Annotated in this window: 8 protein-coding genes; 4 read left to right on the forward strand and 4 right to left on the reverse strand. The window is 61.7% G+C overall.

The annotated features are described in order from the left end of the window. From BLX41_RS10975 to BLX41_RS10985, 3 genes are all read left to right on the forward strand, one after another. Positions 1 to 1,914: type VI secretion system Vgr family protein (locus tag BLX41_RS10975; protein ID WP_148059707.1), on the forward strand; the 1,914-nt coding region annotated here is incomplete at its 5' end. Beyond that, positions 1,911 to 3,626, forward strand: a complete 1,716-nt coding sequence (locus BLX41_RS10980) for an esterase/lipase family protein (protein WP_123724894.1) — start codon at positions 1,911 to 1,913, stop codon at positions 3,624 to 3,626. The genes BLX41_RS10975 and BLX41_RS10980, both read left to right, overlap by 4 nt. Then, positions 3,623 to 4,633, forward strand: a complete 1,011-nt coding sequence (locus BLX41_RS10985; RefSeq protein ID WP_123724895.1) for a T6SS immunity protein Tli4 family protein — start codon at positions 3,623 to 3,625, stop codon at positions 4,631 to 4,633. The genes BLX41_RS10980 and BLX41_RS10985 overlap by 4 nt, the downstream gene beginning before the upstream one ends. A 195-nt stretch (positions 4,634 to 4,828) precedes the next feature. On the opposite strand, the gene BLX41_RS10990 is transcribed toward BLX41_RS10985, so the two are convergent. The 4 genes from BLX41_RS10990 to BLX41_RS11010 form a co-directional block, all read right to left on the reverse strand. Further along, a complete protein-coding gene (locus BLX41_RS10990; protein WP_123724896.1) occupies positions 4,829 to 5,215 on the reverse strand; it encodes a hypothetical protein in 387 nt (128 codons plus the stop codon). Between the two features lie 1,009 nt (positions 5,216 to 6,224). Then, on the reverse strand, positions 6,225 to 8,645 hold the full coding sequence (locus BLX41_RS11000; RefSeq protein WP_123724897.1) for a glucose/quinate/shikimate family membrane-bound PQQ-dependent dehydrogenase: 2,421 nt from the start codon (positions 8,643 to 8,645) through the stop codon (positions 6,225 to 6,227). A gap of 117 nt (positions 8,646 to 8,762) precedes the next feature. Beyond that, positions 8,763 to 10,136 (reverse strand): carbohydrate porin, encoded by a 1,374-nt coding sequence (locus BLX41_RS11005; RefSeq protein ID WP_123724898.1) that lies wholly within the window; start codon positions 10,134 to 10,136, stop codon positions 8,763 to 8,765. Positions 10,137 to 10,363: 227 nt separating this feature from the next. After that, positions 10,364 to 11,566: a benzoate/H(+) symporter BenE family transporter gene (locus tag BLX41_RS11010; RefSeq protein ID WP_123724899.1), complete on the reverse strand. Its 1,203-nt coding sequence runs from the start codon at positions 11,564 to 11,566 to the stop codon at positions 10,364 to 10,366. A gap of 310 nt (positions 11,567 to 11,876) precedes the next feature. Here BLX41_RS11010 and BLX41_RS11015 point away from each other — a divergent pair, with 310 nt between their 5' ends. Then, positions 11,877 to 13,265, forward strand: coding sequence for an aminotransferase-like domain-containing protein (locus BLX41_RS11015; protein ID WP_123724900.1), 1,389 nt, complete (start codon positions 11,877 to 11,879; stop codon positions 13,263 to 13,265). The last annotated feature ends 66 nt before the right edge of the window (positions 13,266 to 13,331 follow it).

Below are 13,331 nucleotides of genomic sequence, written 5' to 3' on the forward strand. Positions count from 1 at the left end.
CAACCGGTGCTGTACGGGTTCAGCTACACGGAAAACGTGCGTAGCGCCGAGCAGACGCAGCGCGACTACAGCTTCAAGCGCCCGGCCTTCGACCAGCAGCAGCGAATGCTCGGCGATGACCTTGAGCATCAGGCCCAGCGCTATGAGCGCTACGATTACCCGGGCCGCTACAAGAGCAGCGCCGTCGGCCAACCCTTCACCCAAAACCGCCTGTTGGGCCATCGTCGCGATGCCCGTGTCGCGACGGTGCAAGGGGATGATCCGCGGCTGATTCCGGGGTTTTCCTTCCAACTGACCGGGCACCCCCGGGGCGACTTCAACCGCTGGTGGCGCTCGGTGCGCATCACCCATAAAGGGATACAGCACGCCAGCCAGCAGGAAGAGGCCGCTGGTGCCGAGATGGGGGTGAGTTACGACTTCAGCGCCCAGATCATTGCCGAGGACTGCGAATGGCGCCCGATGCCACTGCCCAAGCCGGTCATTGACGGGCCGCAGATAGCCACGGTGGTGGGTCCGGAAGGCGAGGAAATACACACCGATGAATATGGCCGGGTGAAAATCCAGTTCCCCTGGGACCGCGAGGGCAAAAACAACGGATTCAGCTCCTGCTGGGTCCGGGTCTCACAGAACTGGGCGGGGGCGGACTGGGGCCATATGGCGATCCCGCGTATTGGCCAGGAAGTCATAGTCGACTACCTGGATGGCGACTGTGACCAGCCGATCATCACCGGACGCACCTACCGGGCCAGCCATATGCCGCCCTACCGCCTGCCGGATCACAAGACGCTCAACACCCTCAAGAGCAAGGAGCACAAGGGCAGCCGGGCCAACGAACTGCGCATCGATGACACCACCCAGCAGATCAGTGCGGCCTTGATGAGCGACCACGGCAGCAGCGCCTTGCACCTGGGGTACCTGACCCATCCCCGGCCCGAAGGGGGCGCACCGCGTGGCGAGGGCTTTGAACTGCGCACCGACGAGCGCGGTGCCCTGCGCGCGGCCAAGGGGCTGCTGCTCAGTACCGAAGCGCAACTGCAGGCCAATGCCGGGCAACTGCAGCGTGGCGCGGCCATTCAAGTGCTGGAGGCCGCGCTGCAACTGGCCAAGGGGCTGGGCGACTATGCCGAAGACCATCAAGGCGTCGGGCACGACACCGAACCGCAGCAAACCCTCAGCGAAGCGGTGCGCGACCTGGGGCATGGCGCCAACGACGAGTCACAGCAGAGCAACGGTGGCCACCCGGTCATTGCCCTGAGTGGCCAGGCGGGCATCGCCGCGGTATCGCCCAAGAGCGTCACCCTGGCGGCGGGCGAGCATATCGACAGCGTCGCCCAGCAGAATCAGCAGCTCACCTCGGGGCAGAAATTCGTGGTCAATGCCGGTACCGACCTTGGCCTGTTCGCCCAGAGCGGCGAGATGCGCCACATCACCCACCAGGGGCCGATGTTGTTGCAGGCGCAACAGAGCAGCATTCGCCTGGAGGCGGACCAGAGCGTGGAAGTCAGTGCGGGTCAGCAGCACGTACTGGTGTCTGCCAAGGAGCACATCACCCTGATGTGCGGCGGGGCTTACCTGACCCTCAAGGGCGGCAATATCGAGCTGGGCATGCCGGGTAATTTCACAGTCAAGGCAGCCAAGCACTCCTCTATCGGTCCCGCACATGCCTCGACCACGTTCAACTCATGGGAGTCGACCCCGTTCAATGACGCCTATGTGCTGCGTGATGAAATCACTCTTGAGCCTCTGGCAAACACCACCGTAGAACTGCGGCGCGGCGACGGTGGGGTCATCACCCTCACGACCGACGGACAAGGCTGTCTGCCCAGGCAGCAGGACCTGGCCATGGATCAAGTCCAGATGCGCATTCTGGCCAAGGGAAATAGTTCCAACGACGACAGGGAGTCCACTGCATGAGTAGCCAAGCAGCCGATAACACTGAGGACGTCATCATTCCTCGCTCGCGCGACAATCTGGGGCGACCGGTCTACAAGACCCAACTGACCCGCACCGAGGACCAGCGTGAAAAGGTCCTGCTGGCGAGGCAGGCCGCGCCGATTCCGGTGATCTTCATTCCAGGCATCATGGGCAGCAACCTGCGCAACAAGAAGAACCAGAACAAGGTCTGGAGTCCGCCGAATGCCAGCTTTTGGCCCACTGATGCCCTCCCCGCTCTCGCAGCCTTGGCTGTCTGGTGGGGCCGCGGCCCCAAGGATCGACAGAAGCTACTAAAGCCGGAAAAAGTCGAGGTGGATGATCGAGGCTCGATTGATACGGGCTCGTCCGGCCTGAGCAAAGAGGCGGCGCGCATTCGTGGCTGGGGGACGGTGATGCGCAGCGCCTACAACCCGTTCATGGCCCTGATGGAGGGCCGCTTGGACAGCATCGTCAGCCGACAACAGATCCAGCCATGGTGGAACACTGAAAGCCTGCATGAACCCGCAGCCTATGGCGAAGAACTGGGGCAGGCGACGCCCCTCAGCGAAGATGAACTGAAACAGGTGGGCAAGTATCAATTCGACGTCTGGTGCGCCGGTTACAACTGGCTGCAATCCAACCGGCAATCCGCCCTGGATGTGCGTGACTACATCGAGAACACCGTCCTCGCCCACTACCGCGAACACGCAAGCGTCAGCCCTGAGCAGGCGGATCAGATGAAGGTCATCCTGGTCACCCACTCAATGGGCGGGCTGGTTGCACGCTCCCTGACCCAATTGCACGGTTACAAACGAGTGCTTGGCGTGGTCCATGGCGTGCAACCGTCAATCGGTTCATCGGCCATCTACCACCACATGCGCTGCGGCTATGAAGGTATTGCCAGCATCATCCTTGGCTACAACGCAGGCGAAGTGACCGCTGTGGTGGCCAATGCCCCAGGGGCGCTGGAACTGACACCTAGCAACGAGTATCGGGAAGGTCGCCCCTGGTTGTTCCTGTGCGATGCCCAGGGGCAGGTCATCAAGGATATGGACGGTAAACCCCGCGCCTATCCGCAGAACCAGGACCCCTACGAGGAAATCTATAAGAGCACCGCCTGGTATGGGTTGGTGCCGGAGCAGAACACTAAGTATTTGGATATGTCGGAAAAGACTAATACCAATACTGAAAAAAGCCCTCGACATGAATTCAGCAAGCGGATTGATGCGGTTGCTGTGTTCCATCGTGAACTAACTGCAGCAAGCTACCACCCTGAAACCTATGCCCACTATGCGGCAGATGATGCTCGTCACAGCTGGCGAAACATGATTTGGCAAGGCAATCCCACTCCTCTGGAAACACCAGGCTCCGCGCTCAAGGATGACGAGACTGGCAGCTACAGCAGTTGGTTTCGCCGTGGCTTGCCAACCATTGTGCCAACGCTCGAAAACTGGACAGACAAAGAAGAGGACCAGTCTGGCAGTGGTGGCGACGGCACGGTGCCAACCGACTCCGGGCAGGCCCACAAGAAGGCGGGTATCAAGGCCAGCTTCCGCCAGGGCAGCAAAGGCGCGGGACAGTACAACACCGAAAAGGGCTACGAACACCAAGAAAGCTACAACGACAAACGAGCCCAATGGGCCGCGCTTTATGGCGTAATCAAGATCGCTCAGTTGGCTGACTGGCACCCTGATGACAAGGAGGGCTTATGACACTCACTCGTCGCTTGTTTACCGTTCTTGGCCTGGTCGCTTTAACCAGTGTGGCCAGCTGTACTTCGTTCTCATCTTCTCGGAGCCCCACCATGGATAAAAGTGGATGGATCACCCACTGTTACGGACGCTTCCTGATCGATTTTCCGCCACAAGCAAAGATCAACGCTGGATATGACTTATGGGGAATAGAAATTGAGGGGCTTGAAGACACTCCTACCTCCTTAGCGGCCAAGATCGATCAACGCGAGATAGAGCTGAAGAATCAAAGACATAAAACGATACAGAGCAGCATGTTTCTTCGCCGAGTAGATCTTGGTGAAGGAGCTACAGGACTACTCTCTTGGAGCTCAGATGCCAGCACGGAAATGTATCGGTTAGACACTTACCTGGTGTCTAAACCAGAAGGGCGGACATACTACCGAAAAGGAGAAATATCAGTTGATAGAGAGCACCGTGGCATTGAGATCGCTACCTCTCTGGCTCGTAACCTACGCTCTCGTGCCCCCAACGAAATCCCCACCGAACCGGGATTCTGTATCGACCGGGCCTATATCGCGGGTGACAGCTTTCAAAGTGAAGACTTCGATATAGGCGTGACCTTCCCGGAACACCCTAGAACCTTTTTATCATTCAGATCCAGCACCGGAGCCGAAGAAGATCGGTTACTGGATCGAGTAAGTGGCTTTCTGATGGGTGCGGCAAAGATGGTTGCAGGCATCGAAACTCTGCGCAAAAGAGAGCGGGGCGGTGCCATTCCCGCCGATGAGTACCTGCTGGCAGGCAGCGCAAAGGGCCAGCGCACCTACACCTTCCTCTGGGAAGCCCAGGGCAAGGACGAGTCGGTCTACGAGCCCCACCTCAAGGTGGAACTGAGCGTGGAGGAAGCTGACGTCGATGACGATGCCCCCCCACCAGTTCCCGCTTTCAAGTCCGATAAAGCAGCACTTGCGCTGTGGGATGCCATCATCGATTCAATTCGCCTGCGTCCGCTATCGACGCCTTAAAGCGATGGCAATGACCGGATGCTCAAGGCTGCAATACTGCAGAAGCAGCCTTGAGCAAAGACCCTGAAAGGGCTGGCCGTAGCGGCGAAATCCTAAGCCGGCGTTACCGCAGCAACGGATATGTCTCCCCATCCGTGTCGCCACCTCGCCGACGGCCAGCACACTCTGATTTGAAGAAGACCAGGGACTCGGGCTTTACGAGCGCGGCTCGTCCGAGCATGAGCAGACACCTCGCGGGCTAGCGTCCAGCAACGCCTCCACCACCGCCCGGGCCATCTCCACGGAATGCACCATGAACCAGATCAGCCCGCGCTCGATGCCGCTGCCCTGCTGGGTGATTTCATCGCAGACCTCCTCGGCGCATTTGAGCAACAACGCCACATGCACCAACGCTTCTTCAGCACTGACGCCTGGGCGCACGCTGAACAGCGAGTCGGCAGAAACAGGTTTGGCTTGGGTGTTGCGCTGGAACAGCGCGGGGTCCTGCGGTTGCCGAGCCAGAGCCACACGCAAGGTGGCGTTGGCGGCCTTGAGTTCGGGATCGCGATAGGACGTGGGTGGATCGGGGACGAGCTTTTTCATGGTCTAACTCCTTGCAGATAAAAGGAGCCAACACCGTTCGCTTGCACACGAATAAGGTGGCAGCCGTACGCAGGTGTGCAAGACCGAGTCTGCAAGGACACCCGGCAGATCCGAAGATCTCCCACGCACGGCCGCCATAACGCAGCGGACATGAAAACGACCAATCAGTGCTGATCGTTTGTGCGCCTTTGCAGAGTTCGGACTTGCACATCCGAGCCATCGATTTGGCGATGGCTCCAGCACCCTAGCCCGCCCATCAGGCGCATTCAAGCGGCCGGCAGTTTCTCGGATTTGCCTTACAAAAGAAAGCGAATGGGCGTAGTTCCAACCAGCTTTCAGCACTCTCTGAAACAGCCAAAGATTTGTGGCGAGGATGTTTGCCCCCGCGGGTTAGCTTGTCAGCAACCAGCCCGCTCACAGTTCCGCCGCCCTGTTTTCGTATCAGCGCTGTACCTGATGTACCGCGCCGACTGGCCGGGCGATGCTCGCCCGTTCGCAGCCTTCGGCAGCTCCTACAAGGGAAGAGGTGCCCCCCCCATTCCCGCTCCAGGCCGGCCGCAAGGCCACCGTCTGGCTCTTGATTTTGATCTTGATCTGAACGCCCCGTTAACCACGATGGCCGAACGCAGGCATTGAGCCGTGGGTAACCCGGCAGGGATGCCGGGTTAGCCGCCACCCGGCCAGGGATGGCCGGTGGCGGCGGCCCACGGATCAATGCCTTCGTTCGGGCATGCCGAGCCTAGGCGAGGCACCGAGTGGAGGGGCAGAGCGTTTTGCTTACTTTTGTCTGGGCCGGCATTCCGGATTTTCAAAAGTGAGCCGCTGTAAGAGCGGAACCGCCAGCCGCCACACCCGCAGCACCGGATATGTACCCCAAACCCGCTGTAAAAGCGCAACCACAAATGGCCACCCCCGCAGCACCGGATATACACACCATCCCCTCTACCCAGAACACAAAAAAAGGCGGCTACCCCAAGGTAGCCGCCCCTTTCACCCTTGCCGGTAAAACTTATTCCGACAGTTTGTAGGCAATGATGTAGTCGCCCATCTTGGTGCCCAGGGAGCCGTGGCCGCCCACCACCACCAGGACGTACTGCTGGCCGTCCTTGCCGGTGTAGCTCATCGGCGTGGCCTGGCCGCCTGCTGGCAAGCGGGATTTCCACAGTTCCTTGCCGTTTTTCACGTCATAGGCGCGGATGTACTGGTCCAGGGTGCCGCTGAGGAAGCCCACGCCACCGCCAGTAACCATGGAGCCGCCCATGCTCGGTACGCCGATTGGCAGGCCGATCGGGATCGGCGAGCTGTCGCGGCTGGTGCCGTTCTTGTGCTTCCACACCACTTTGTTGGTGGTCAGGTCGATACCGGCCACGTAGCCCCAGGCCGGGGCCTGGCACGGTACGCCCAGAGGCGACATGAACGGGTGCATGATCACCGCGTAAGGCGCGCCAGTGTTGGGTTGCACGCCCGAGGTTTCGCTTTCGCGCTTGCTGCCGGCGGCCACTTCGGCACGCGGCACCAGCTTGGAAACGAAGGCCATGTAGTTCGGGCTGGTGAACAGCAATTGACGGACCGGGTCCAGCGAGACGCTGCCCCAGTTGAACACGCCGACGTTGCCCGGGTAGATCAGGCTGCCCTGCACCGACGGCGGGGTGTACTGACCTTCATAGCGCAGTTCCTTGAACTGGATGCGGCACAGCATCTGGTCGAACGGCGTGGCGCCCCACATGGCTTGCTCGTCCAGTGGCGGCGGCAGCAGGTTCAGGTCCGAACGGGCCTGGGTCGGTGCGGTGTGGTCGCCTTCGACTGCGCCGGTCGGGGCCGGGACTTCACGGATCGGCACGATCGGGGTGCCGTCGCGACGGTCCAGTACGTACAGGCTGCCTTGCTTGGTCGGCTGGATCAGCGCCGGCTTGACGCCGTCCGCGGTCTTCATGTCCAGCAGAGTCGGCTGGCTGCCCACGTCCATGTCCCACAGGTCGTGGTGAGTGAACTGGTAGTTCCAGCGCAGCTTGCCGGTGTCGATGTCCAGGGCCACGGTGCCGGCGCTGAATTTCTCGGCGCCTGCGGTGCGGTTGCCGCCCCACTGGTCAGGCATCTGGTTGCCCAGCGGCAGGTAGACCATGCCCAGTTTCTCGTCGACGCTGGCCAGGGACCACATGTTCGGCGAGTTGCGGGTGTAGGTCTGACCTTCTGGCAGGGGAGCGGTTTCGTCGGGGTTGCCCGAATCCCAGTTCCACACCAGGTGACCGTCGTGCGCGTCGAAGGCGCGGATCACGCCGGACGGCTCGTTGGTCGATTCGTTGTCGGTGACGTGGCCGCCGATGATCACCAGGTTGCGGGTGATGGCCGCCGGCGAGGTGGAGTAGTAGCCACCCGGAGTGAACGGGCCGATACCGGCCTTGAGGTCCACGGCGCCTTTGTTGCCGAAGTCTTCACAGACTTTGCCGGTGTCGGCGTTGATGGCGATCAGGCGTGCATCGGCGGTGGGCAGGAACAGGCGACGCGGGCAACTGGCGGCGATGGCCTGGCCCGCCGGGGACAGGGTGGCCGGTTGGCTGATGGCGTCGGCGTTCTTGAAGTTGGCTTCGTCGTAGTACGACACGCCACGGCAGGTCATGTGCGCCCAGCCACGGAAATCATCGCCGTTGGGGCCCTGGATCTGCGGGTCGAAGCGCCAGATTTCCTTGCCGGTATCCGGGTCCAGAGCCAGCACCTTGCTGTGGGCGGTGCAGGCATAGAGCTTGCCGTTGACCTTCAGCGGGGTGTTCTGGTTGGTGATCTCCACCGGGTCCTTGTCGGTCGGCATGTCGCCGGTGCGGATGCGCCAGGCTTCCTGCAGCTTGCCGATGTTGGCCGGGGTGATCTGCTTCAGCGGCGAGTAGCGGTCACCGAACTCGGTGCGGCCGTAGGCCTGCCAGTCACCATCAGGGATGGCTGGCGCAGTGTTGGTCATGTCGGCGCTGTCGCGACCCAGGTCGCCGGAGATTTCCCCAGGGTTGGTGAACTGGCTGCCGATGGCGGCGGCACCGGCCAGGACCACGGCCACGCTCAGGGCCGCAGTGCCCATTGGTGCCGGGCCATCGCGCAGCAGCGGACGACGGAACCAGGGCAGCAGCAGGACCACGCCAAGGGCGAACCACAGGGACAGGCGTGGCACCAGTTGCCACCAGTCCAGGCCGATTTCCCACAGCGACCAGACGGTACTGGCGAACAGCACCAGGGCGTACAGACCCAGCGCGGCGCGTTTACCGGCCAGCAGCAGAAGGCCGGTCAGCGTCAGGCCGATACCGGCCAGGACGTAGTACAGCGAGCCGCCGAGCATGCTCAGCTTGATCCCCCCGGCCAGCAAGGCCAGGCCCATTAGCAGCAGCAAGATTCCGAGCAGGCTTGGCAGCAAGCGGCTCGGACTTGAAGCACCCTCAGTGCTCATAGTGTGGTTCTCCGTGACGTTAAGAGTGTTCCCGCGCATGTTCACTGTAGATGACGATCAGGCGCGGGCTTGGTTCAGCTGAAAACTGTGAATGGCGTCGTTTTTTGCCTCGCGGCTTTAGAACGAACTCTGGATCTTGATCCCGCCGATCAGCGCGTCGTCCACCTGGCTGACGCCACCGGGATGACGGATGTATTGCAGGTTGGGGCGCACGGTCAGCCAGTTGGCCAGGTGCACGCCGTAGTACAGCTCGGCGCTGTATTCAGTGTCCTGGGGCGGCAGGTAGCCGGGGTTTTCGTAGTCGTAGATCGCGCGGGCCTGGTTGCGGGCCTGGGCGTTCTTGCGGTACGCCGGGTTGACGTGGACCCGGGCCAGGGCAAAGCCGATGTCGTCCTTGGCGCGGGCATCGAACAGGCCTTTGTAGACCAAACCGGCCTGGACGTAGTTGTCGATGGCGTTGGTCTTCTTGTCATGGGCGGTGACGTTGGCGAACAGGCTAAGGCCGCGGGAATGGTCGCTGGCCAGGCTGGTGACTTGCTGTTGCGCGCCGAACCACAGGCCGTGCTTGCTCGAGCTGCTGCGGTAGGCTTCGCCGCTCAGGGCCGCGCTCTGGCCGTTGCTGTCCTTGTAGACGTCGCTGGCCTTGGCGCTGCTGTAGTAGTAGCCGGCGCGGTACTCACCGGCCAGGCCGTTGAGCTTGGGTGTCCACACCAGTTCCACCGGCAACAGGGTGCCCTGGGTGCCACTGCCGCTGAGCTTGAAGCCGTTGTCGCGGTCCAGGTTCGACGGGTTCTGCTCATAGGCGCCGATCTGTGCGTAGACCTCTGGGCTCAGGTGATACTTGACCCGCAGCGCCCACTGGCTGACCGGCCAGTTGTACCAGACGCTGCCAGCCCAGTTGCCCACCTGGGAGCCGCAGAACGCCAGGTTCTGGAAGTCGCAGGGGAAGCTGTTGAAGTCTTCGCCCTGGCCGAAGCGGCCGGCCTTGATGTCGAGCTTCTGGTCGAAGAATTTCTGCTGGTACCACATCTGCGTCAGGCGCCAGGTCTGGCCGCGGCCCCAGACTTCCTGGGCCGAGGTGAAGCCGCCGACCCGTGGGTCGTTGATCCGGTCGTTGCTGATGTTGTCGCCGTCGCGCTTGGTCACCGTCAATTGGAACTCGGCGTCATCCCAGCCGAGGATCTTCTGCAGGTCCAGGTGGCTACCGAAGGCGAACTGGTCGCTGTAGCGCGCGGTGCGGTCATGGTCGTAGCCGCCATGCAGGTTGGCGCCCATTTCGCCGACGTAGTCGACCTTGAAGTCGTAGCCCTTGTTGGCCAGTTCCGTGCGCGTGCCATTCCAGTCGCCGAGCATCCACGGTGAGTCGCTGTCGAAGGCCGGTGCGGCCTGGGCGCAGGCGGCAAACCCCAGGGCGCCGATCAGGCTCAGGGTCTTGGGCAGGGCGACGGGAGTCAGGACAGCGCTGTCTTTGAAGCGCTGAAAAGTGGGCATAGGCATTCGGATAAGGTCTTTTTCTAGGAATAGGCAGAAGCAAGGGCACGGCGCGTGGCATCGATGCAGGTCGATCGAGAACGGCAGGCCACTGATTTCAAAGGGAAAGATGAAACGGTTCAGCTTTATTAGGGGGCTAAGGATAAAGCGCCATCTCCTGGAGAGAAAGCGCTTTTATTGACATGAACAGTTTCGGATTCGGTAACAGTTATCGGCCCGTACCATGTTCAGCGTGGGGCGCTGGCCTCGGCGAGGGATTGCTTCTGCCGGGTATAGCTCAGGGCGAAGTGCGCCACCAGGCCGAAGATCAGCCCCCAGAACGCGGCGGCCAGCCCCAGAAAACTCATGCCCGAAGCGGTCACCAGAAAGGTGATCAGGGCCGCTTCACGCTGTTTCTCATCGGCCATGGCACCGCTCAGGCCGGCGCTGATGGCACCGAACAGGGCGAGGCCGGCCAGGGCGGCGATCAACTCCTTGGGCAGGGCGGCGAATACCGAGGCCAGGGTGGCACCGAAGATGCCCATGAACAGGTAGAACAGGCCGCAGGCAATCCCGGCGATGTAGCGTTTGTCCTTGTCTTCGTGGGCTTCGCGACCGGTGCAGATGGCGGCGGTGATGGCGGCGAGGTTGATGCCATGGGAGCCGAACGGCGCCAGCAGTGCCGAGGTGATGGCGGTCCAGGACACGATCGAGCGCGCCGGGGTGTTGTAGCCGGCGCTGCGCATCACCGCCATGCCCGGTACGTACTGTCCGGTGAGGGTCACCAGGGCCAGGGGCAGACCGATGTTGATGATGGCGTGCCAGCTCCATTCGGGGGCGATGAAGATAGGCTGGGCCACCGCCAGGGTAATGGCGCCGCCGTTGAACTCGCCGAGGCCGGCGGCCACGGCGCAGCCCACTAGCAGCACCGCCAGAATCGCGTAGCGTGGCGAAAGGCGCTTGCCCAGCAGGTAGGCCGCGATCATCGCCAGCACCAGGATCGGTTGCAGGGTGACTGAGGTGAACAGTCCGGCACCAAAGCGGAACAGGATGCCCGCCAGCATGGCGGCGGCAATGGCCTTGGGCAGGCGGCTCATGAGTTTGTCGAAGGCCCCGGACAGCCCGACCACGGCAATGATCAGCGAGGCAACTATATAGGCACCTATGGCTTGGGGCAGCGACACCGTGGGCAGCATCGACACCAGCAGCGCCGCACCGGGCGTTGACCAGGCGGTGATTACCGGCACCTTCAGGCGCCAGCTCAGCAGCAGGCCGGTGAGGCCGCTGCCGATGGAGATGGCCCAGATCCAGGACGACACCTGATCACTGGGCAAGTGGGCTTCGCGGGCGGCCTGGAACACGATGATCAGGGGGCCGGCGTAGGAAATGATCACGGCGATCAGGCCGGCGATCACGGCGGAGAGGGACAGGTCCTTGCTGAGACTGTGCATGGCATCTCGACTGGCGTGGGTGAGAGAAGGATTGAATCGATTGAGTTGGCGATGGTTGAGTGTATTTCAATGAATTGAATCGATTCAATTGTTTCTCAAGAAAGATTTCTCCGGGAAGTCCTTTGTTTGTGTATAAGTGACTGATTTAAAACTATTTATATTGATAATGAATAAAGCTTTCGAGTCGCCTGCAGTTTTTTCATTTGTCTTTTGATCGAATCAATAGCTCGATTGAGTCGATGTTAAAGGCGAGTGCAGGCCTGTGATATGCTCCGGCCCACTTCAATGCAGCCGATGGTCATCAGCCTCCATGTGGGTTCCCCAGTTAAGCGAGTTCAATCAGCCGGTCTACCTGTCCATTGCCGACGCCCTGGCGCGGGACATCAGCAGCGGCCTGTTGAACGACGGTGACCGCTTGCCGACCTTGCGCGAGCTGGCGGTGACCCTCAATGTCACCCCCGGCACCATCAGCCGCGCCTACAGCGAAGCCCAGCGTCGTGGCCTGGTGCAGGGTGAGGTGGGGCGCGGCACTTATGTGCTGGCGCAACCGCCGCTGGAGTTGCCGGAAGGTTCCAGCGCACCTTCGCTGTCCCTGGGGCAGTCCGAAGCCCTGGATCTGTCGATCATCAAGCCCTACAGCGAAACCCTGGAGTACTGGTTGCGCGGCGCGTTGGTGGGAATGGCCCGCAGCAGCGACTTCGGTCGTGCCCTGGACTACGCCCCCGACGGTGGCCATCCGGCCCATCGTGAAGCCGGTGCCCAGTGGTTGCGGCACTCCTTGCCCGAAGCCCATTGGCAACAGGTGGTGATGACTGCCGGTGCCCAGCACGGGTTGATGGTGGCCATCAGCGCCTTGAGCAATGCCGGCGATCTGGTGCTCTGCGAATCCTTGACCTACCCGGGCATCATCTCCGTGGCCCACGGCCTGGAGCGGCGCCTGCGGGGCGTGGCGATGGACGAGCAGGGAATGCTTCCCGAGGCCTTGCGCGAGCAGTGCCTGCGGGAAAAACCGACGCTGCTGGTGTGCGTCGCCAGTTGCCAGAACCCCACCACGGCGATCATGTCACCCCAGCGCCGGGCGCAGATTGCGGCGATTGCCGAAGAGTTCGACTTCCTGATCATCGACGACGATATCTACGGCTTTCTCGCCACCGATCCGTCGATCAAACCGCTTTCCAGCTATGCGCCGCAGCGTTCGGTGTACCTCACCAGCCTGTCCAAGGCGATCATGCCGGCGTTGCGCGTGGGCTATCTCTACAGCCCGCCGAAGTTGCTGTCGCGCCTGAGCTCGATGGTCCGTAGCAGTGTATGGATGCCATCGCCCCTGACCGCGCAATTGGCCAGCAATGTGATTGTCGAGGGATTGGACCGCAAGCTGGTGCAGACCCAGCGTAACGAAGCGGCGGCGCGTCAGGCGATTGCCCGGGAAGTGTTTGCCGGCTTGGAGATTCAGACTCAGCCCCACAGCTATCACCTGTGGCTGACCTTGCCTGAGCCCTGGACTGGTGATGAGTTCGCCACCCTGGCCCGAGCCAATGGAGTGCTGGTGATGAGCGGCAGCCAGTTCCAGGTGGAACGCGGTGCCAGCTCTCGTTGTGTGCGGGTGGTGCTGATGTCGCCGACCACCCAGGACGAGTTGCGTTTTGCCCTGACTCAGTTGGCCAGCTTGATCGAGGCGGACCCGCGACGTTATTGCTGAGAACCGCTTTCGCCGGCAAGCCGGCTCCTACACGGATCTGTAGGAGCCGGCTTGCCGGCGAACAGG

The sequence above is a fragment of the Pseudomonas protegens genome (genome assembly GCF_003732485.1).
In the GTDB taxonomy this organism is placed as follows: Bacteria; Pseudomonadota; Gammaproteobacteria; order Pseudomonadales; family Pseudomonadaceae; genus Aquipseudomonas; species Aquipseudomonas protegens_B.